Source organism: Paractinoplanes ferrugineus (assembly GCF_016862195.1).
GTDB classification, from domain to species: domain Bacteria; phylum Actinomycetota; class Actinomycetes; order Mycobacteriales; family Micromonosporaceae; genus Actinoplanes; species Actinoplanes ferrugineus.
Genome location: NZ_BOMM01000022.1, coordinates 1 through 20144 on the forward strand (window position 1 = coordinate 1; position 20144 = coordinate 20144).

A 20144-nucleotide genomic window follows, 5' to 3' on the forward strand; every position below is an offset into this window, starting at 1 on the left:
GCGTGATCCGCGAGCCAAGACCCTAGTCGAGGGCCGCGCGCAGGCGGGCGATGTCCACAGCCAGTTCGTCCGGTGTGGCGCCGTCCAGGATTCGGCGCATCACGGCCGCACCGACCACCGCGCCGTCCGCGACCGCCCCGGCCGCTGCCGCCTGGGCCGGGCCGGAGATGCCGAAACCGAGAAGCACCGGCAGGTCACTGACCGCCTTGATGCGGGCGGCGAGCGGGGCCGCGGAGTCGGCGAGGGTGTCGCGTTCCCCGGTCGTACCCATCACGCTTATCGCATAGAGGTAGCCGCTCGCCCGCCGTACGATCTCGGCCAGCCGCTCGTCGCTGGTGACCGGGGCGACGAGCAGGATCAGCGCCAGCCCGGCGTCGGCGGCGGCCCGCTCCACCTCGGCGAGCTCGTCCACCGGCAGGTCGGAGACGATCAGGCCGGAGACGCCGGCCTCGGCGAGGCGAGCGCAGAAGGCGGCGGGGCCGGCCCGGAAGACCAGATTGGCGTACGTCATCACGACCAGCGGCACGCCCACCGTGACCCGGGCGAGGTCGGCGAGGATGGACGCCACCGTGGCGCCCCGGGCCAGCGCCCGGTCGGACGCCTGCTGGATCGTGGCGCCGTCGAGCATCGGATCGGAGAACGGCAACCCGATCTCGATCGCGTCGGCGCCCGCCGCCTCGAGGGCGTGCAGGTAGTCGGTCCAGTCGGCGGTGATGCCGCCGGTCAGGTAGGGGACCAGAGCTTTGCGGTCCCGGCGCAGGAGAGTGGTCGTCATGCCTTGTCCCCGATCAGAGTGTGCATGTCCTTGTCGCCGCGCCCGGACAGGGTCAGCACGACTGTCGAGTTCGCCGGCAGGTCGGCGGTGCCGGCCGCCTTCAGCACCCACGCCACCGCGTGCGCCGTCTCGAGGGCGCAGATGATCCCCTCGCTGCGGGCCAGCCGGCCGACCGCCTCGATCACCTCGTCGTCGGTGACGGTGCGGTATTCGGCCCGGCCGATCGCGCCGAGATGCGCGTGCTCGGGGCCGATTCCCGGGTAGTCGAGGCCGGCCGCGATCGACTCGGCCTCGGCGATCTGCCCCTCGGAGTCCTGCAGAACCATGGAGCGGGTGCCGTGCACGACTCCGGGTGCCCCGTTCGACATCGCGGCGCCGCCCGCGGCTTCCACGCCGATGAGCCGGGCCGTGGTGTCGACGAAGCCGGCGAACGTGCCGGCCGCGTTGGAGCCGCCGCCGACGCAGGCCACCACCACGTCCGGGGTGAAGCCCGCCTGCCGGCGGGCCTCGGTGCCGATCACCCGCTGGAACTCCCGCACCATCCACGGGTACGGGTGGGGACCGCCGACCGAGCCGAGCAGGAAGTGGGCCTGATCGGTGTCGGCCACCCACGCCCGCATCGCCTCGTTGGTCGCGTCCTTGAGGGTGCGGCTGCCGCTGGTCACCGGCACGACGGTGGCGCCGAGCATCTCCATCCGGTGCACGTTGAGCCGCTGCCGTTCGATGTCCCGCGACCCCATGTAGATCGTCGCGGACAGGCCGAGCAGGGCGGCCGCGGTGGCGGTGGCGACGCCGTGCTGGCCGGCGCCGGTCTCGGCAATCAGCCGGGTGCGGCCCATCCGGCGAGCGAGCAGCCCCTGGCCGAGCACGTTGTTGATCTTGTGGCTGCCGGTGTGGGCGAGATCCTCGCGCTTGAGCCACAGCGAGATGCCGAGCCGGGCGGAAAGGTTGCCGGCGGGCGTCAGCGGCGTCGGGCGACCGGCGTAGACCGCGAGCAGCGAGTCCAGCTCGTCGCGAAAATCCTTGTCGGCCCAGGCCTCGCCGAAGGCGGCGGCGACCGCCGCGCAGGCCGGCACCAGGGACTCGGGAACGAAACGGCCGCCGAAGTCACCGAAGCGACCGGCGGCGGGCTCGGTCATGAGGGACGTCATGAAAGCCACCTCCAACAGTTATAGAACTCTCCGCCGCAGTGTTGCACATCGCGGCGGAGAGTTCTAGAACTATCTAGGCGGCGGCCTGGTACAGCTTCTCCGGGGTGACGGCGCCGGCGAACACCCGGCCGTCGTCGGTGACCAGCACGCTGAACAGGGTGCCGGCGAACAGGTGACCCTTGCCCCAGGCACCGCTGACCTCGGGCAGCATCCCGGTCAGCCCGGACAGCTGCTTGGCCTGCGAGTCGGCGGCGTCGGTCTTCGGCAGCTTCGCCGAGACGATCGTCGTCCAGCCGGTGCCGATCATCTTCGGCGCGCCCGACTTCGACGCGTCCGCCTTCGCCCGCTCCTGCTTCTCGGCGGCGGCCTTCTGGTGGTCCGCCAGACCCTTCTTCACTTCACCGGCGGTGCTCTCCTGCACCTTCGTGCCCGCCGGCGCCTTGAAGACGAACTGCTGGTCATCCGGCACCGCGAAGCTGATCTGCTGGAACGCCACCCGCACCGCGGGCTTCGTGGCGTTCTTCGCGTAGACGTCGACCCGCAGCGGGATGTGCTTCTCGGCGTCGATGGCCAGTCGCACCTGGCCGATCAGCGACCCCGCGTCCTTCGGGCTGAGCACCAGCTCGTACGCGTCCCGGCCGGCCACCTTCGCGGCGCCGGTGGTGCTCACCGCCGTGGTCGGGTTGATGGCCGCCAGGGCCTCGTCGGCCGCCTGCTGCGGAGTCAGCGTCGACGCCGCCCCGAGCTCCCGGTGCTTGGCGTCGGCCCCCGCCGGGATCTTGAAGTGCGCGGCCGTCTTCTCCGTGCTCTTCCACAGGTAGACGTCCGAGCCGTTGCGGATCACGTCGGTCTCACCCTGCGTGCCGAGCAGGGCGACCCGGGCCTTGGTCTCACCCGCGTACCAGACGCGGGCGGTGTTGCTGCCGCCGAGCAGCGAGGACAGATCGCCTTTGCCCTGGGTCAGATTGGCGAATGCCCCCAGACCGAGATCGGCGCTCTCCACGACCGTCCCGGACAACCCGTCGACCTTGGCGCTCTGCACGTCGACCAGCAACTGTGCCGCGCTGCGCTCGGGCAGCGACGAGTCCGCGCTGGCGACGAGCGTGCCGGCGACGGCGCCGCCCCCGATGACGACAACCGCCGCGGCGGACGGTACCAACCAGCGCAGTGCCGGCCTGCTGAACACGGACACGATGTCCACCTCCCGTTGTTTCTCTGCCTACCACTGTGCGGTGTAAGGGCTGTGACCGTGCTGAGAGCTTCCCCTAGGGGTGGCGCCCTACATGTAAAAGTATGAGCGTGCGGTTGCTGGTGGTGGAGGACGAGGCGCGCCTGGCGGCGGCGCTTCAGCGTGGGCTGCAGGCCGAGGGCTTCGCGGTCGATGTGGCGGGCGACGGTCAGGACGGGCTCGAGATGGCCCGGCACGGCGGCTACGACGCGATGATCCTGGACGTGATGCTGCCCCGGCTGAGCGGCTATCGGATCGTTCGTCAGCTGCGGGCCGAGCGGAACTGGGTGCCGGTGCTGATGCTCTCGGCCAAGGACGGCGAGTACGACCAGGCCGACGGACTCGACTGCGGGGCCGACGACTACCTGACCAAGCCGTTCTCCTACATCGTGCTGCTGGCCCGGCTGCGGGCGATGCTGCGGCGGGGCGCGCACGAGCGGCCACCGGTGCTGACGTTCGGCGACATCGAGCTCGACCCGGCCGAGCGCCGGGTCATGGTGGCGGGGTCCGAGGTGGTGCTGACCACGCGCGAGTTCGCCCTGCTGGAATACCTGATCCGGCGGCCCGGCGAGGTGGTCAGCAAGATCGAGCTGCTCGACCACGTGTGGGACGCCGCCGTCGAGACCGCCCCGAACGCGGTCGAGGTCTACGTCGGCTACCTCCGTCGCAAGATCGGCCGGGATCGCCTGGAGACGGTGCGCGGCGCCGGCTACCGGCTGGCGACTGTGTGATGCGCCGGCCCCGCGAACTCAGCGTGCGGGCCCGCCTGCTGTGGCTCACCGTGCTCATCGTCAGCGCCGGACTCGCCGCCGGCGGCATCCTGCTGATCGGGGTGCTCAACTACGCGCTGCTGCGGGCCGTCAACACCGAGGCCCTGGAGACCGCGACCGGCGTCGTCGGCCTGGTCAACCAGCGCGAACTGCCCGAGGCGTTCACGGTCAACCCGAACATGCAGGCCCAGGTGGTCACCGCCGACGCCCGGGTGGTGGCGGCCGCGTCGAACTCCGACCGGGTCTTCTCGATCCTGCGCGAGAGTGAACTGCGGGGGATGAAGGACGGCGACATCATCGAGATCCCCGGCGACCGGATCGGGATGAACGGCCCGGTGCGGGTCGTGGTGAAGACCGCCGGGGCACCCACCAACCCGGAGTACGTACTGGTCGCCCGCTCGACCGACGACCTCAGCCAGGGTGTGCACATCCTGAGTGTCACGTTGCTCATCGCGTTCCCGCTGCTCGTGGCCATGCTGGCGACGATCATGTGGCGCACCCTCGGTGCCGCGTTCCGGCCGGTGGAGGCGCTGCGGGCGGGCGCCGAGGAGATCACCGGCGGCACCCGGGCGGGCCGGCTGCCGGTGCCCGAGTCGCGCGACGAGATCTACCGGCTGTCGGTGACCCTCAACGGCATGCTGCACCGGCTCGACGCGGCCCGGGCCCGGCAGCGGGCGTTCGTCGCGGACGCCGCGCACGAACTGCGCAGCCCGCTCACCAACATGCGGACCGAACTCGAGGTGGCGCAGCGGCTGCCCGACACCGACTGGCCGGCGCTCTCCGCCGACCTGCTCACCGACGTCGACCGGCTCAGCCGCCTCGTCGACGACCTGCTGCTGCTCGCCCGCTCCGACGACGGGGCGCCACCGGGCCGGCTGGCCGCCGCCCGGCTCGCCGAGGTGGACCTCGGGGTGCTGGTCGCCGAGGTGGCCGCCCGCTATCCCGACCTCGCCTATGCCCGGCCGGCCGGGCCGATCGTCACGACCCTCGAGCCGGACGCCATCGGCCGGGTGGTGGCCAACCTGATCGACAACGCGGAACGGCATGCCCGCACGAAAGTCGGCGTCGAGGTGGCTGAGGAGGGCGGGTTCGCCCGCATCACGGTCACCGACGACGGCCCCGGCATCCCGGCCGCCGACCGCGAACGCGTCTTCGACCGTTTCACCAGGCTCGACGACGCCCGGGCCCGCGATGCCGGCGGCTCCGGCCTCGGCCTCGCGATCGTCCGGGAACTGGTGCGCCGCCACCACGGCACGGTCACGCTGGGCGACGCCGCACCCGGCCTCCGCGTCGATGTCCGCCTTCCCGCCGGCTGACCGAGGCCGCGGGAACTTTTCGGCCACCTCGTCCGACCAACCTCCGTGCCCGACTGCGGGCGATGAACCCCCCATGGAGGTTGCGACACCGATGTCCCTGCTCAAGCGCTCGGCCCTGGTGGCCGCCGTCGTCGGCGGCCTGACTCTCGCGCTGGCCGCCCCGGCCTCGGCGCACGTGACCGTCAACCCGAACACCGCTACGCCGGGTGGTTACACCAAGGTCACGTTCCGTGTTCCCAACGAGTCGGACACCGCCAGCACCACGAAGGTCGAGGTCAACCTGCCGGCCGACAAGCCGGTCGCGTCGGTCTCGCTCAAGCCGGTGCCGGGCTGGACCGCCGAAGCCGTGAAGTCGAAGCTCGCGACCCCGATCAAGGCGCACGACACCGAGATCACCGAGGCGGTCTCGAAGATCACCTGGACCGCGCAGACCGGCTCGGACATCAAGCCCGGCACGTTCCAGGAGTTCGACGTCTCGCTCGGCCCGCTGCCCGAGTCGGGTCAGCTGGTCTTCAAGGCGCTGCAGACCTACTCCGACGGCACGGTCACCCGCTGGATCGACGAGCCCACCACGGACGGCTCCGAGCCCGAACACCCGGCCCCGGTCCTGAAGCTGACCGCCGCCACCGCGACCGACGCGGCCGCCGCCGCCCCCACGGCCGCCGCCGCGGCGCCGGTCGGCTCCGAGGACTCCGACGGCCCGGACGCCTTCGGCATCGCCGGTCTGGTCGCGGGTCTGCTCGCCCTGGTGCTCGCCCTGCTGGCGTTCCAGCGCGCGAGCCGCCGCCCGACCGAGCCGGTCGCCGCCGAGGAGACCAAGGTCTCGGCCTGACCGCCGTCCGCACCCCCGGCCGCCCGGAGCGCTCGCGTCGTCCGGGCGGCGCGGGTCAGGAGGCGTAGCGCTTCTCGGCTCGGGCGCGCGCCTTCGTGGCCTCCACCTCGCGGTTCTTCGGCGGGGCGGTGGTGACGAGCTCCTCGAGCAGCTCGGCGGTGGCGGCCGCGACAGCCGCCACCGCCCGGTCGAACGCCGCCTGATTGGCCTGCGACGGCCGGGTGGCTCCGGCGACCTTCCGCACGTATTGCAGGGCCGCCGCCTGGATCTCGTCGACGGTGGCCGGCGGCTCGAAGTTGTGCAGTTGGTGGATGTTGCGGCACATCGGTCGTGGTCCTTCCCCGGTACGTCTGAGGTCTCGCCCAACCTACGCCGCCGCCGAGGCGTTCCGGGCGGGCGATTTACAGTTGGGTGCATGGTGCACTGGTACGAGTCGTCGATCGACCGGCAGTTGCGCGAGGCGGCGGAGCGCGGCGAGTTCGACAACCTCGAGGGCCGCGGGAAACCGCTGGCCGACGCCGGCCGGGACTACGAAGAGGACTGGTGGGTCCGGGACTGGCTGCGGCGGGAGGGCGCGACCGCCGGGGTCGTCCCGCCCACGCTCGCGTTGCGCCGGGACGTCGAGGACCTGGCTGAGAAGGTGGACCGGCTGCGGAGCGAGCGGGAGGTGCGCGACCACGTCGCCGAGCTCAACGAGCGCCTCGGCAAGGCTCGTGTCGGGCTGATGGACGGACCGCCGGTGGTGCTCCCGCCGCGCGACGCCGACGTGGTCGTGGCCGGGTGGCGGGAACGCCGCACGAACTGAGAACTTTCCCGTCGCGGTTCATCGCGGGCCGGCCCGGTCGATAGGAGTTACCGGAGGGAGTGCGGCACACCACAGCCGTTCACGGACCCCGCAGGGGTGATCGGCTCAAGACCTACCGGGTTGTCGCCGACGGTAGGGCGAGCCGTCACCTCGAACGGGAGTTGGACATGTTTCGCAACTGGACGTCCCGCCTGGCCGCGCTGGCAACGTTATCGACCGGTGCCGCTCTCGCCGTGGCCGCTCCCGCCTACGCCGCCGCGCTCACCAGTGTTTCCTGGTCACTGTCCAATCCTCAGCCGAGCACCTCGAGTGTCCGCTACACCTGGAGTTTCACCACCGCCACCACGGGCATCATCCAGTCCGTCACCTTCTCGGTCCCGGCCGGCACCGGTGGCACGCCCAGCGTCGTGGACGTCTACGGCCTCACCGGTGGCACCGCCGCCCTCAGCGGAACCACCGTCACGTACACGGTGACCACGCCCTCGTCGGTGGCCGGCGGCACCTCGGTGCTGGTTTCGCTCGACGGGTTCACCAACACCGGCACCCCCGGCACGTACGCCAGCACCGTCACCACGGTGGTCGGTGGGTCGAGCAGCGACACCGCCACCAGCAGCACGGTGGCGATCAACAGCAACACCACCGCGGTCACCGTGGTGGTGGCCCGGTCCACGGCCTTCACCAGTGACACCACCAGCTTCACCATGCTCATGGATCCGTCGGTGGCCGCGTTGTCCGACGAGACCCGGGCCGTCCATCTGGGCATCGCCACCAACGCCACCAACGGCTATGTGCTGAACGTCAAGACGAGCCAACATCTCACCGGTGCGGTGCATCCGGGCAGTCATATCACCGCGGCGACCCCGGACCGGACCACCGGGCTGGCGCCGGCCGCCTTCGCCCCCGGCATGTTCGGTTACACGCTGACCACCACCGGGCTCGGCACCGGCACGTCGTCGCCGTTGACTTCCGGAAACTACGTCGGTTACGTGACCGGCGCCGGAGACAATGTGGTGTCGGCGAGCGGCCCGACAAACGGTGACGCGGTGACCATCACCAACCGGGCGAAGATCGACTACACCCAGCCGGCCGACGATTACAGCGCCACGGTGACGTACACCGTGGTCCCGAGCTACTGAACCGGGAGTCTCCGGTGCGCACCCTTGCCCAGCGGGCCGCCTCGCTGGTCGCCGCCGTCGCGGTGCTGGCCGGCCCGGCGTCTCCCGCGGCGGCGGAACCGGTCCCGCATCCCGGCACCGGTTCGACCACCTCGGCAACGGTCCCGCACCCCGGCACCGGCGGGTCGGCCGACTTCTCGGTGAGCACCTCCGCCGAGCCGGTGTCGCCGGACGCTGACGGCGTCGTGCGTACGCAGCTCACCATCGCCAACAACGGCTCCCACCCGCTGGCCGTGAAGGTGCGCTCGGTCCGGGTCCGCCCGCTGGACGACGGCCAGGCCGAGCTGACCGACCGCAGCGACCCGACCTGGTCGCCGGGCGTCACCGTCACGCCGTCGTTGCAGCTGGCCGCGCACTCGTACCGGTCGGTGCCGGTGGTCATCACGGTGCCGCCGACCGTGCTGCCCGACATCTACCTGCTGGGTTTCGTCGCCGAGGCGCAGCCCGTCGAGCCCAGCGCCGCGGTGCGGATCTACCACCGCATCGGCGCGCTCGTGTCGCTGCAACTGGCCGGGGCCCGGCAGCGGCACCTGACCCTGAGCGTGCAACCCAACCGGTTCATCACCATCGGGTCGACCTTCGACGGCGCGTACGACATGGTCAACGTCGGCGAGGCGGCCGCGATGGCGCGCGATCAGGTGGCGCTCGACAACGAGCTCACCCACGAGGGTGTGGCCACCGTGCACACCGGCGACGGCATGCGACTCCTGCCCGCGGGGACCGCCCGGCACGTCGAGTTCCACTACCGCGTCCGGGGCTTCTTCCTCTACGCCCGGCCGCAGGCGCAGGTCATGTACGGCAACGGCACCGGCACCCTGCAGACGTTGACCGCCGGCGGTGACGCCCTGCTGGTCATCCCGTGGCTGACGCTGATCCTGCTCGGCCTCGTCGCACTGGTGCTGACCGCCTACCTGGTCTGGCTGCGGCGGCGGCGCGCGGCCCGCCGCCGGGCGGCCGAGCTGACCGGGGGCCGGCATCGCGCGAAAGGGCGCCGTCCGCGCGACGACGACCGAACCGAGACCGCATGGGCCGGTTGAGGGCGCGGCTGCTCCTGCCGTTGGTCCTGGTGACGGCGGCTGCGGCGGTCGTACCCGCCGCATCGCCCGCGCCGGCCGCGCCGGGTGACCTCGCCACCGTCGCGGGCACGGTGGCGACCGGTGCCGCCACCTCGATCGGGATCGCGGCCCGGGGCGTCGCCGTGAACACGGCCGGCACCACTCTGTGGATCGCCGATCAGGACTCGAACACGATCCGCAAGGTCGACCTCGCCACCAGCACGGCCACCGTCGTGGCCGGCACCGGCGTACCGAACAACTCCGGAGACAACGGCCCGGCGACGTCGGCCGGCCTGAACAACCCGTACGACGTCGACCTGGACGCCGCCGGCAACCTGATCGTCGCCGCCACCTCGAACCACCGCATCCGCAAGGTCAACGTGACCACCGGGGTGATCACCACGGTGGCCGGGTCGTCGAGCGGGTACTCCGGCGACGGCGGCCCGGCGACCTCGGCGAGGATGCAGAACCCGGCCGGGGTGGCGGTGGCCCCCAACGGCGACTACTACATCGCCGACACCGACAACTTCGTGGTCCGCAAGGTGACCGCCGCGACCGGGGCGATCAGTACGTTCGCCACGCTCACCCCGACGGCGCCGGCGACGATCCGCGGGCCGGAGGACGTCGCGTTCGACAGCGCCGGCAACGTCTACGTCACCGACTGCGTCGGCAACACGATCAACCGGTACGCCCCGTCGGGCGGCGCGCCCACCGTGGTCGCGGGCACCGGGACGGCCGGGTACAGCGGTGACGGGGGCGCGGCCACCTCGGCGGCGATCAGCTGCCCGACCGGCATCGTCATCGACTCGTCCGACGTGATCTACTTCGCCGACTCGACGAACGACCGCCTGCGCCGCTTCACGGTCGGCGGGCTGATCACCACGTTCGCCGGTAACGGCACCACCGGTCTGTCCGGTGACGGTGGCCTGGCGATCCTCGCCGCCCTGGACCGTCCCACCGATCTGGCCCGGGACGGTTCGGGCAACTTCTACGTCGCGCAGGGCGCGCTGATCACCAACACGTCCACGTCGAGCGACTCCGTGGTCCGCCGGGTCAGCAGTCTCGGGGTGATCACCACGGTCGCGGGCAACACGTGGCGTGGCTATTCGGGGGACGGCGCCGCGGCGACCGCCGCCCAGTTGAGCCATCCGGCCGGGGCGGCGCTCGACGCGGCCGGCAACGTCTATGTGGCCGACTCCTGGAACAACCGGATCCGCCGGATCGACACCTCCGGGGTGATCAGCACGGTGGCCGGCAACGGCCTGCCCTGCACCGCGCCGTGCAGCGGTGTCAACATCGGCGACGGTGGCGCGGCGACCAGCGCCAATCTGTACAACCCGCAGGCCGTGGCGGTTTCGGCGGCCGGTGACCTGTACATCTCCGACACCGGTCACCAGCGCATCCGGAAGGTCGCCGCCGGCACGGGAGTGATCAGCACCGTGGCCGGCACCGGCTCGACCGGCAGCACCGACGGCGTCGTCGCGACCGCGACCCTCAACAAACCGTACGGCCTCACGGTCACGGCCGCCGGCACCGTGGTCTTCGCCGACTACGGCTCCCACAAGATCCGCTCGGTGGGCGGTGGCGTGGTCGGCACGATCGCCGGCACCGGCAGCGCCGGCTACTCCGGGGACGGCGGTGCTGCCACCTCGGCCGCCCTCACCAGCCCCGGCGACGTGCGGTTCGACCTCGCCGGGGACATGTACATCGCCGACACCGGCAACAACGTGATCCGTCGCGTCCGCTCCGGCGTGATCGGCACGATCGCCGGAACCGGGGTGTCCGGCGGCACCGGCGACGGCGGCCTGGCCACCGGCGCCACCCTCAACGGCCCGGCCGGTCTCGCCTTCGGCACCGGCGGCGAGATCTACCTCGCGGACACCGGGAACCACGTGGTCCGCCGGGTCGACCGGCACGGCGTCATCCACAATGTCGCCGGCAAGCTCGGCAGCGGCTCGTGGGGTGGTGACGGCCAGGCCGGCGCCGCCACCGGGTCGTTCCTGTTCGGACCGGGCCGGCTCGCGGTGGACTCGACCGGCAACCTCTACATTCCGTCGTCCGGCGAGATCCGCGTGCGCATGCTCACCCGGCAGGGCACCGCCGCCACCTTCTACGTCTCCGACGCCACCGTGTCGCACCCGGGCACCACCTATGGGTGGGAGTTCGTCGCGCAGACCGCCGTCGCCATCGGGAGGATCACCTTCACGGTCCCGAGCGGCACCACCAATCCCGGACCGGCCCTGGTCAGCGTGGTCGACCTGCCGGCCGACGGGGCTCTGTCGCTGGACACCGCCACCAACACCCTCACCTACACGTTCGGGTCGGCGATCACCGTCCCGGCCGGCCGGCACGTCTACCTCTCGGCCGGCAACTTCACCAACACCGGCAGCACCGGCCCGCAGTACAGCACCGTCACCACCCTCACCACCGGCGGCAGCACCGTCGACACGGCTCGGTCCGGTGCCGTCTCCTTCGTGACCCCCAGCTCCGCCGTCCTTCCCCTGCCCAACCCCAGCGAGCTGGTCACCGTCCCCGGTTCCCGGACGATCCTGGTGGATCCGCTGATCGGGGCCGACGTCGTCACCAGCATGCCGATCACGGTGCGCACCAACGCCACCCACGGCTACACCGTCACCGTCCGGGGCACGTCGCTGACCGGTCCCGGCGGGACGATCTCGCCGGTCTCGGCCGGCCAGGCCACCGCGGTCGGCTCCGCCGCCTTCGGCGTCGATCGCCTCGGCTACACGGTCACCGGCGTCGGTGGCAGCGGTGCGGGGGCCGGGGCGGCGGCACTCTCCGGGGCGTACGCCGGTTACACCACCACCGGCGAGACGGCCGTCACGGCAACCCGGCCCACGTCGGTGACCGGCGACGTGATCGGCCTGTCGACCCGGGTTCGCGTCGACAACCTGCTGCCGCCCGGCACCTACTCCGGGACGATCGGCTACACCGTGACGCCGGCCTACTAACCCGCGACCTTCAGCGGGTCGCCGGTGAGCGTGTCGCAACGGACGTACGCGAGCTGGATCTTGGCCTTGGTGAACCAGAGGAAGTCGAGCATCAGCGGGGGCGGGCTGTCCGGGGTGAAGGTGACCGGGATGACGCCGAAGAGGTTGCCCTTGAACTCGGGCGTGTAGAACTTCACGTTGTCCTTGGTGACGAGCTTCTTGCTGGAGATGACCGTCTTGCCGCCGCCGGGCTCGGCGATGGTCAGCTTGAACGGCTCGTTGTCGGCCTCCCGCATGCTGAACTTGAGCGCCTTGAAGCTGCCGCCGCCCTGCACCGGCATGTCGACCACGCCGTCGTAGGTGGCGTAGTGCATGGTCAGCGAGTCGACCTCCATGAGGCCGGGTTTCGCGGCGACCAGCGGGATGCCGTCGGGGTCGGCGACCAGGCCCTTGACGCGGGCGCCCAGGCAGGGGATCTCGTCGCCGGTCGCGGCCGGCAGCACCGACGCCGCACTCGAACCGTCGGGCTTGGCCTCGGCCGGCGTGGTGGTCGCGGGCGGTGTGGTGGCGGCCTCGGCCGGCGTGGTGGCGGTCGGGACCGGTTCCTTGGTCTCGGTGGCCGGGTCCGACGGGGTCGGCGACCCGCTCGGTGACGACGTCTCGTCGTCGTTGATGCCGAGCAGATTGCCGACGCCGTCGAAGAAGTCGCCGATGCCGTCGACGACCGCGTTGCCGCCGCCGTCCTCGGTTGCCGCCGGGGCCGCGGCCGGGGCGGTGGTCTTGGTGGCAGTGGCGGCGGTCGTCTTCGCCGCCGCCGGGGTGGTGGTGGTGGTGGTCTTCTTCGCCGCGGCCTTCCGCTCGGCGGCGGCCGCCTTCGAACCGGCTGCGGAGGTGGCCGAGCTCGTCGCCGACGGCAGGCCCTCGGGGCACTCCACCGCGGCGCTGGCCTGCAGGTTGCTGCCGACCACGAGGACGGTGGCGGTGACCGCGAGCGGGACGATCGCCAGCACCATCGCCTTGGGGCTGCGGCCGAGCCGGCCGAGACCCGGTCGCGGGCCCTCGGCCGGAGCCTCGGTCACCGATCGGGTGGCCGGGCGGACCGGATCGTGCGGCCGGTCGTCGTGCCCGGCGATCTCGATGCGCTGGGTCTCCTCGATGTCGCGGCGTTCGTCGGCGTCGCGGCGCTCGCCGAAGATGTCGTCGCCGATGTCCTCGGGGGTGTCCTCGTCCCGGTCGGTGGGCTCGCCGGTGGGCGGCTGGTCGCCGAGCTCGGCGCCGGGCCGGGGCCGGCGCGGCGTCCAGGCGATCGCCAGCGCGCCGCCGACGATGCCGAGCAGCATGCCGAAGAAGAAGCCGCCGAGGTTCAGGCCGACGAACGAGTAGAGCGCGGCGAGCAGGCCGATGATGGCGTAGAACAGGCGCTGCGCCGGGGTGAACCAGATGAGCAGGCCGGCCAGCAGCAGCATGATCGGGATCAGGTAGGAGAGGAAACCCTGGGGACCGAGGTGCAGCTCGATGCCGCCGAGGCTCATGTTGGCGCTGATGAAGAGCTCGACGCCCGACAGGATGAGGAACAGGCCGCCCCAGAACGGGCGGTGCCGCCGCCAGCGGCGGAACTTGCCCCAGAAGTTGTCGGTGGCCACGGGTCCTCCAGAAAAGGGTGGTGCGAGAAATAGCCGTACATGAGAGAGGCCCGCGGGAGGTCACCCGCGAGCCCCGCTACGAGATCAGGAGAAGCACTCCTGGCCACCGGTCAGGTAGAGCTTCAGGCTCATGCCGGTGAGCTTGAAGGTCGACGCCGACGTCGAGTAGGCGACCTGCTTGAGGCCGTCGATCGTGACGCTCTCCGCCTGCTGGCCGAAGGCCTTGGTGCCGGGCACGCCGTGCTCCGGTCCGCTGCGGCCGTCCCGGGTGAGCGTGGCGGCGTCCTGGCCGATGTCGATGTTCTTGAACGTCGCGTCACCGTTCAGCTCGGACATGCCGATCACCAGGTTGGACGCCTCGACCGGCTTGGCCTTGTCCTTGCCGGCCTCGATGCGGAGGACGAACGAGCCCACCTTCACCGTCTGGCACAGGTTGTAGATCTTCGCCGACTGGATGCCCGACATGGCGGCCGGGATGTTGGCGTTGGGGTCGGTCTTGCCGGCCTCGGTGCCCAGCACGCCGCTGTACTGCGTGAAGCCGTCCCCGACGAGCTGGTCGGCGGAAAGCTTGAACTGGGTGCCCGACACCGAGAAGCTGGCGGCCAGCGCTCCGGACGCGACTCCCGCGACCAGTGCTCCGGCGACCGCCCCCGGGATGACGGCGGCAATGGCGAAACGGCGCCAGTTGGTGCGCCCCTCGCCTTGCTCGCTCAGCGCATCCTTCACGGATCCTCCTATGGATTCAGACGGCTCGCACCGGCCCCCCGCCATGGGCTCGCATCGACGGATGACCCTGTCGGTCGGCCGTGTGCAGTGGGGTCCGTCGATGCCGTCGTTTAACGTGCGGGAAATGTTGCCGCCCCTGCTCACGGACTACAAGTGGCTGGATTACCAGTCAGTAACCCAAGTCACCGGATTTCCATGACTCAGGGTGAGGTTGATCATCGCGTTCGACGGAATTCCGTCCCTAATCTGGACAACTCGATACGCCTAGTCCGGTGTGATCGTCACCACGTGTATAAGTGACCCGAAAAGTTACGGATCGGTAACGAATCCCAGCGACATCTCAGATTTCGGTGCTACCGACTGAAGGGCGGATGCCAGAAAGGACCCCAGAATGATCCAGCCACCCCCCGGCGAGACCCCCGAACGCCGGCGCCGCGGCGCCATCACCCGGCTCGGCGGTGTACTGCTGCTGGTCGGCGTGCTCGTGGGGGTGGCGGCCATCCCGACCGGAGCGATCGTCCTCGCCGGCACGCACTGGGCCGACAAGCAGTCGAGTGAGCTGCCCCGGCAGCTGATCACTCCGACGAGCGCCCAGGTCACGCGGGTCTACGCGAACGACGGCAAGACGCTCGTCACGATGTTCTACGACGAGGACCGGCACGACGTGGCCCTCGGTCAGATCTCCCAGGTCATGCAGGACGCCATGGTCGCGGCCGAGGACGTGCGCTTCTTCCAGCACGGCGGCGTCGACCTCAAGGGCGTCGCGCGGGCGCTGGTCACCGACGCCCGCAGCGGCACCGCCGAGCAGGGCGCGTCGACGCTGACCATGCAGTACGTGCGCAACGTGCTCAAGGAGGATCCCAGCCTGACCGCCGACGAGCGAGCGGCCGCGACCGAGGACACCGCGGCCCGCAAGCTCAAGGAGATCCAGTACGCGATCACCATCGAGCAGCAGTTGTCCAAGCCGCAGATCCTGCAGAACTACCTGAACATCGTGTATTTCGGGGACGGCGCCTACGGCATCGAGGCGGCCGCCCGCCGGCTGTTCGGCACCACCCCGGCCAAGCTCGACCTGGCCCAGGCCTCGTTGATCGCCGGCATCGCGCAGTCGCCGGACGCCTACAACCCGGTCGGCACCGGAAGCCAGGTCAAGGCCAAAGAGCGCCAGGGGTACGTGCTCAGCGCCATGGAGAAGGCCGGCATGATCACCGCAGCCCAGCACCGGGCGGCCGCGGCCGAGAAGTTGACGTACTCCGGCAAGACCCAGCCGAACGGGTGTGTGGACGCCGCCGGCCGGACCGACGGCTGGGGTTTCTTCTGCGACTACGTGCGCCGCTGGTGGGACCAGCAGGCCCAGTTCGGCAGGACGAGCGCCGAACGGGACATGGCGTTGCGCCGCGGCGGCTACACGATCGTCACCACCCTCGACCGCGACGTGCAGCGGACCGCCTCCGAGCAGTCCCGCTCGGTCTACGGACTGAACAGCAAGAAGGTCCTGCCGATCGCGGTCGTGCAGCCGGGCACCGGCAAGGTCCTGGCGCTGGCCGTCAATCGGCGGTACTCGACCGCCAAGGGCCTGCAGAACACAGTGAACCCGCTGGTCAGCGGTGGCCCGGGGGTGACCGGCTATCCGGCCGGGTCGACCTTCAAGATGTTCACCATGCTGACCGCCCTCGAAGCCGGCCGGCCGCTCGCCGAGGGCTTCGACTCGCCGGCGAAACTGCGCACCGAATGGCCTGACAGCGGGCCCGGCAACTGCGCCGGCTACTACTGCCCGGGCAACGCCAACCCGAGCTGGATGGACGGCTACCGCACCATGTGGAACGCGTTCGGCCGCTCGGTGAACACCTACTTCGTGCACCTCGAGCAGGAGGTCGGGCCGGCCGCCGTGGTCGCCGAGGCGAAGAAGCTGGGCATCAGCTTCGCCGCCAAGAGCGACGCCCAGCTGGCCGCGACCGGCGCCGACTCGTGGGGCTCGTTCACCCTCGGGGTCATCGACACCACCCCGCTCGAGCTGGCCTCGGCATATGCGACGGTGGCCGCGGAAGGCACCTACTGCGCGCCGCTGCCGGTCGAGTCGATCACCGGCCCGGACGGCCGGAAGGTCGCCCTGCCGGACGGCTGCAAGCAGGTGCTCGACCCGGACGTGGCGCGGGCCGCCACCGACGCCGCCCGCTGCCCGGTGGGCCAGCAGAGCAGCTTCGGCAAGTGCGACGGCGGCACCGCCACCTCGGTGGGCACGATCTTCAAGGGCAGCCCGGTGGCCGGCAAGACCGGCAGCACCGAGGACAACAGCACCGAGACGTTCGTCGGCTTCACCCGGGCCGCGGTGTCGGCGGGCATCGCGGCCGACCCGGCCGACCCGTCGAACCACGTCGGTGCCGCCGTGCAGGCGCAGGTGATCGTGGCGGTGGCCAAGGCGCTGCGGGCCGCGTCGGGCGACGGCTATCCCGATTTCACCGCTCCGAGCAGCCAGATCGCCTTCGGCGGCTGATTGATCGGCAGCCTCAGGTAGGCGGGCCCGGCTGCCGAATTTATCGAGGTGACCACCCGCGAGCAGGAGCGCATCGCCGCGCTGCACGAGTACGGCCTGCTCGACCTGCCCGCGGGTGACGAGCTGGAGGCGGTGGTCCGGGTGGCCGCCCTGGTCGCCGGCGTCCCGAACGCCACCCTCAACCTCATCGACGAGAACCGGCAGTGTCAGCTGACCTCGTTCGGTTTCGAGGGTGGCATCTCGGCGCGGGCCGACTCGATGTGCGCCGTGCATTTCGAGGAGGGCGAGTTCATCCACCGCGCCGACGCCCGCGCCGATCCCATCTTCAAGATCAACCCCTGGGTCACCGGGGCGCTGGGCTACGTGCGCAACTACGCCTCGGTGCCACTGATCACCCCGCGGGGGTACGCGCTGGGCTCGCTCTGCGTCTTCGACGACAAGCCGGGGGAGCTGACCGACGATCAGGTCGCCCGGCTCAAGGACCTCGGCCTGGTCGTCCTGGCCCTGTTCGAGCGACGCCGGCAGGCCCGGGTCAACGGCGACCTGGCCGCTGAGCTGGGCGCCAAGAACTCGCAGCTGGAGCGCGCCCAGGCCGACCGGGCCGCCACCATCGCCGAGCTGCGCCGCTCCAACTCCGAGCTGGAACAGTTCGCCGCCGTGGTCAGCCACGACCTGGCCGCCCCGCTCAGCGTGGTCAACGGCTACCTCGAGGTGCTCGGCGAGAACTACGCCGCCGACAGCCAAGCCGTCCACTTCATCGGCGCGGCGGGACGCGCGGTCGGCCGGATGTCCGCCCTCATCACCGCCCTGCTGTCGTACGCCCGGGCCGGTCACGCCCCGTGCCGCTTCGAGCCGGCCGGCCTCGGCGAGCTGGTCGAGCTGGCCCTGGCCGACCTGGCGGCCCGGCTCGCCGGCGCCGAGATCACCATCGCGGACGACCTGCCCGAACTGACCTGCGACCCCACCCTGATCCGCCAGCTGTTGCAGAATCTGATCGGCAACTCACTCAAGTACCGGCACCCGGACCGCCCGTGCCGGATCACCGTCGACGCCCACCACGACGGCGCCGAATGGGTCGTCTCGGTCGCCGACAACGGCCTCGGCATCCCGGCCGACCAGCGGGACCGCGTCTTCGAGATGTTCACCCAGGTGGACCCGTCGGCACGGGGCGGGCACGGGATCGGCCTGTCGACCTGTCGGCGGATCATCGACCGGCACGGCGGGCGGATCACCGCCGGGGAGACGACGGGCGGCGGCACCACGGTCGTCTTCACCCTGCCGGCCGCGGTCCGGGTGGCGGGCCGTCGATGAAGCTCCGGCGTCGTGTCGCGGCCGGTTTCGCCGTACTGTGCCTGCTGTTCCTCGCGCTGGTGACGCTCCAACTGGTCGTCGGCGACCGGTTGCAGACCCAGCACGCGGATCGGATGGCCCGCATCGACTGGATGGCCGACTCCAACCGGTCGATCCTGCAGTTCATGACAGATGCCGAGACCGGCGTACGAGGCTTCCAGCTCACCGGCGACATCGACTACCTCAGGCCGTACGACACCGGCCGGGCCGGTGCGTTCGTCGAGCTCACCCGGTTGATCGCACGGGCCCCCGACGCCGGCATCGAGAAGCTCGTCGGCGACGAGCGGGTGGCCGTCGACCGGTGGCTCTACGGCTATGCCATCCCGATCGTCAACGCCGGGGTGGTCGACACCGACGCCGCCCGGGCCGCGCACGGCAAGGCGCTGTTCGACCAGCTCCGCACCGCCAACGGGGCGGCCGCCCGGGCCATCGCCGCCGAGCGCGACGCCACGGTCGCCACCGATCGGCGCACCATCGGACAGGTGCAGCTGCTGTTCGCCGGGCTGGCGGTGCTGGTGCTGGTCACCGGGCTGGCGATGGCGTACGTCCATCAGCGGCACCTGCTGCAGCCGGTCGAGTACATCCGCCAGACGCTGCGCCGGCTCGCCGACGGTGATCTCGGCGCCCGCGCCGAACAGACCGGGCCCGCCGAGATGCGCGCCGTCATCGGCACCCTCAACGACCTGGCCGCCGAGATCCAGCGGCTGCTCACCGCCGAGCAGGCCCGCGCCGACACCGGTGAGGTGCGCCAGCGGATCGCGGCCGAGCTGCGCACCGAGCGCGAGGACCCGACCGAGAACGGCCGCCGGCTGGCCCGCATGCTCGGCGCCGCGCTCGGCGCCGAGGCCGTTTACGGCCAGTACGCCGTCGGACGGGGCGCGGCCTTCTCGGTGAGCTGGCCGGAGAACGCGCCCGCGCTCGCCCCGGACGTGGTCCGCCGGGTGCGGGCGGGCCAGCCCGGCAAGGCCCGGGACGTGGCCGGTCTGCCGGGTGCCCTGGCGGTCGCGATGACCGGCGACGACGACTGCGCGGCCGGCCTGCTCCTGATCAACCGGCCGGCCCGGCCGGACTGGACCGACGACGAGCGGGCCCTGGTGGCCGGCCTGGGCCGGGACATCGACCACGCGATCCGTCAGCAGCGGCTCGCCCTGCGCCAGTCCCGGCTGATCAGTGAGTTGCGGGTGCTCGACGAGCAGAAGGACGTCTTCGTCTCGACCGTGACGCACGAGTTGCGCACGCCGCTGACCAGCATCCTCGGCTACAGCGAGATGCTCAGCGACGGCGGCGGGCTCACCCCGATGCAGGAACGCGGCCTCGCCGCCATCCTGCGCAACGCGCATCGTCTCCAGGCGACCGTGGCCGACCTGCTGCTGCTCGACCGCAACAACGAGCGGATCGGGGCCGAAGCGGTGCCGGTCGACCTGGCCGTCATGGTCACCGGCGTACACGACGAGCTGGCCGCCGCGGCCCGCTCCAAGAACGTCGACACCACGCTCGAGGTCGGCGCGGCCCGGGTACGCGGCGACAGCGTCCAGCTGGAACGCGCCCTGCGCAAGCTGACCGACAACGCGATCAAGTTCACCCCGCCCGGGGGCCGCGTCGAGCTGTGCCTGTCCGCCGAGGGCCCGAACGCGGTCATCTCCATCACCGACACCGGCATGGGCATCCCCGCCGACGACCTGCCCGGCGTGTTCACGCCGTTCCACCGGGCGACCAACGCGATGGACGAGGCGGTCCAGGGCACCGGCCTCGGCCTGGCCATCGTCCGCAACATCATCGCCGAGCACGGCGGCACCGTCTCGGTCCGCTCCGCGCTGGGCCAGGGCTCCACCTTCACGATCGTCCTGCCCGCGCTCGCGACCGTCGCCGCCTGAGC

Annotated in this window: 16 protein-coding genes; 10 read left to right on the top strand and 6 right to left on the bottom strand. The window is 71.4% G+C overall.

The window, feature by feature from the left end; translation table 11 throughout:
• Positions 1 to 22: 22 nt before the first annotated feature.
• The 3 genes from trpA to Afe05nite_RS13695 all read right to left on the bottom strand — a co-directional run bounded on the left by trpA (position 23) and on the right by Afe05nite_RS13695 (position 3118).
• Positions 23 to 775: a tryptophan synthase subunit alpha gene (gene trpA / locus Afe05nite_RS13685; RefSeq protein WP_203817448.1), complete on the bottom strand. Its 753-nt coding sequence runs from the start codon at positions 773 to 775 to the stop codon at positions 23 to 25.
• Positions 772 to 1926: a tryptophan synthase subunit beta gene (trpB, locus tag Afe05nite_RS13690; protein ID WP_203817449.1), complete on the bottom strand. Its 1155-nt coding sequence runs from the start codon at positions 1924 to 1926 to the stop codon at positions 772 to 774. The genes trpA and trpB overlap by 4 nt, the downstream gene beginning before the upstream one ends.
• A gap of 73 nt (positions 1927 to 1999) precedes the next feature.
• Complete coding sequence (locus Afe05nite_RS13695; RefSeq protein WP_203817450.1) at positions 2000 to 3118, bottom strand: LolA family protein; 1119 nt, start codon at positions 3116 to 3118, stop codon at positions 2000 to 2002.
• 107 nt (positions 3119 to 3225) lie between these two features.
• On the opposite strand from Afe05nite_RS13695, the gene Afe05nite_RS13700 reads away from it, so the two are divergent.
• The 3 genes from Afe05nite_RS13700 to Afe05nite_RS13710 all read left to right on the top strand — a co-directional run bounded on the left by Afe05nite_RS13700 (position 3226) and on the right by Afe05nite_RS13710 (position 6072).
• Entirely contained in the window at positions 3226 to 3885 is a 660-nt protein-coding gene (locus Afe05nite_RS13700; protein WP_203817666.1) for a response regulator transcription factor, read from the top strand.
• Positions 3885 to 5240: a sensor histidine kinase gene (locus tag Afe05nite_RS13705; RefSeq protein ID WP_438868103.1), complete on the top strand. Its 1356-nt coding sequence runs from the start codon at positions 3885 to 3887 to the stop codon at positions 5238 to 5240. The genes Afe05nite_RS13700 and Afe05nite_RS13705 overlap by 1 nt, the downstream gene beginning before the upstream one ends.
• 91 nt (positions 5241 to 5331) lie before the next feature.
• Positions 5332 to 6072: a YcnI family copper-binding membrane protein gene (locus Afe05nite_RS13710; RefSeq protein ID WP_203817668.1), complete on the top strand. Its 741-nt coding sequence runs from the start codon at positions 5332 to 5334 to the stop codon at positions 6070 to 6072.
• A gap of 55 nt (positions 6073 to 6127) precedes the next feature.
• Here the strand turns inward: Afe05nite_RS13710 and Afe05nite_RS13715 are convergent, their stop codons facing one another.
• Positions 6128 to 6397, bottom strand: coding sequence for a DUF2277 domain-containing protein (locus tag Afe05nite_RS13715; RefSeq protein WP_203817451.1), 270 nt, complete (start codon positions 6395 to 6397; stop codon positions 6128 to 6130).
• A gap of 90 nt (positions 6398 to 6487) precedes the next feature.
• On the opposite strand from Afe05nite_RS13715, the gene Afe05nite_RS13720 reads away from it, so the two are divergent.
• The 4 genes from Afe05nite_RS13720 (at position 6488) to Afe05nite_RS13735 (ending at position 12076) form a co-directional block, all read left to right on the top strand.
• Complete coding sequence (locus Afe05nite_RS13720; protein WP_203817452.1) at positions 6488 to 6877, top strand: DnaJ family domain-containing protein; 390 nt, start codon at positions 6488 to 6490, stop codon at positions 6875 to 6877.
• Positions 6878 to 7044: 167 nt separating this feature from the next.
• Positions 7045 to 8013 (top strand): hypothetical protein, encoded by a 969-nt coding sequence (locus Afe05nite_RS13725; protein WP_203817453.1) that lies wholly within the window; start codon positions 7045 to 7047, stop codon positions 8011 to 8013.
• A gap of 14 nt (positions 8014 to 8027) precedes the next feature.
• Positions 8028 to 9089, top strand: coding sequence for a COG1361 family protein (locus Afe05nite_RS13730; protein ID WP_203817454.1), 1062 nt, complete (start codon positions 8028 to 8030; stop codon positions 9087 to 9089).
• On the top strand, positions 9077 to 12076 hold the full coding sequence (locus tag Afe05nite_RS13735) for an NHL domain-containing protein (protein WP_203817455.1): 3000 nt from the start codon (positions 9077 to 9079) through the stop codon (positions 12074 to 12076). The genes Afe05nite_RS13730 and Afe05nite_RS13735 overlap by 13 nt, the downstream gene beginning before the upstream one ends.
• Here the strand turns inward: Afe05nite_RS13735 and Afe05nite_RS13740 are convergent.
• Together Afe05nite_RS13740 and Afe05nite_RS13745 are read right to left on the bottom strand one after the other, a co-directional pair.
• Complete coding sequence (locus Afe05nite_RS13740; RefSeq protein ID WP_203817456.1) at positions 12073 to 13698, bottom strand: DUF6114 domain-containing protein; 1626 nt, start codon at positions 13696 to 13698, stop codon at positions 12073 to 12075. The genes Afe05nite_RS13735 and Afe05nite_RS13740 overlap by 4 nt on opposite strands.
• Before the next feature lie 84 nt (positions 13699 to 13782).
• On the bottom strand, positions 13783 to 14424 hold the full coding sequence (locus tag Afe05nite_RS13745) for a DUF6230 family protein (RefSeq protein ID WP_203817457.1): 642 nt from the start codon (positions 14422 to 14424) through the stop codon (positions 13783 to 13785).
• A gap of 391 nt (positions 14425 to 14815) precedes the next feature.
• Between Afe05nite_RS13745 and Afe05nite_RS13750 the strand changes: the two genes are divergently transcribed.
• The 3 genes from Afe05nite_RS13750 to Afe05nite_RS13760 are packed head-to-tail and all read left to right on the top strand — an operon-like array spanning position 14816 to position 20142.
• The gene (locus Afe05nite_RS13750; RefSeq protein WP_203817458.1) at positions 14816 to 16918 is read left to right on the top strand and encodes a transglycosylase domain-containing protein; all 2103 of its coding nucleotides are present in this window, start codon (positions 14816 to 14818) and stop codon (positions 16916 to 16918) included.
• Positions 16919 to 16966: 48 nt separating this feature from the next.
• On the top strand, positions 16967 to 18229 hold the full coding sequence (locus Afe05nite_RS13755; protein ID WP_203817459.1) for a sensor histidine kinase: 1263 nt from the start codon (positions 16967 to 16969) through the stop codon (positions 18227 to 18229).
• The gene (locus tag Afe05nite_RS13760) at positions 18226 to 20142 is read left to right on the top strand and encodes an ATP-binding protein (protein ID WP_203817460.1); all 1917 of its coding nucleotides are present in this window, start codon (positions 18226 to 18228) and stop codon (positions 20140 to 20142) included. The genes Afe05nite_RS13755 and Afe05nite_RS13760 overlap by 4 nt, the downstream gene beginning before the upstream one ends.
• Positions 20143 to 20144: the final 2 nt, after the last annotated feature.

Excerpts from the sequence above, each read along its gene's own strand:
- trpA (WP_203817448.1), bottom strand. The coding sequence starts at position 775 with ATGACGACCACTCTCCTGCGCCGGGACCGCAAAGCTCTGGTCCCCTAC.
- trpB (WP_203817449.1), bottom strand. The coding sequence starts at position 1,926 with ATGACGTCCCTCATGACCGAGCCCGCCGCCGGTCGCTTCGGTGACTTC.
- Afe05nite_RS13705 (WP_438868103.1), top strand. The coding sequence starts at position 3,885 with ATGCGCCGGCCCCGCGAACTCAGCGTGCGGGCCCGCCTGCTGTGGCTC.
- Afe05nite_RS13710 (WP_203817668.1), top strand. The coding sequence starts at position 5,332 with ATGTCCCTGCTCAAGCGCTCGGCCCTGGTGGCCGCCGTCGTCGGCGGC.
- Afe05nite_RS13715 (WP_203817451.1), bottom strand. The coding sequence starts at position 6,397 with ATGTGCCGCAACATCCACCAACTGCACAACTTCGAGCCGCCGGCCACC.
- Afe05nite_RS13720 (WP_203817452.1), top strand. The coding sequence starts at position 6,488 with ATGGTGCACTGGTACGAGTCGTCGATCGACCGGCAGTTGCGCGAGGCG.
- Afe05nite_RS13725 (WP_203817453.1), top strand. The coding sequence starts at position 7,045 with ATGTTTCGCAACTGGACGTCCCGCCTGGCCGCGCTGGCAACGTTATCG.
- Afe05nite_RS13735 (WP_203817455.1), top strand. The coding sequence starts at position 9,077 with ATGGGCCGGTTGAGGGCGCGGCTGCTCCTGCCGTTGGTCCTGGTGACG.
- Afe05nite_RS13750 (WP_203817458.1), top strand. The coding sequence starts at position 14,816 with ATGATCCAGCCACCCCCCGGCGAGACCCCCGAACGCCGGCGCCGCGGC.
- Afe05nite_RS13760 (WP_203817460.1), top strand. The coding sequence starts at position 18,226 with ATGAAGCTCCGGCGTCGTGTCGCGGCCGGTTTCGCCGTACTGTGCCTG.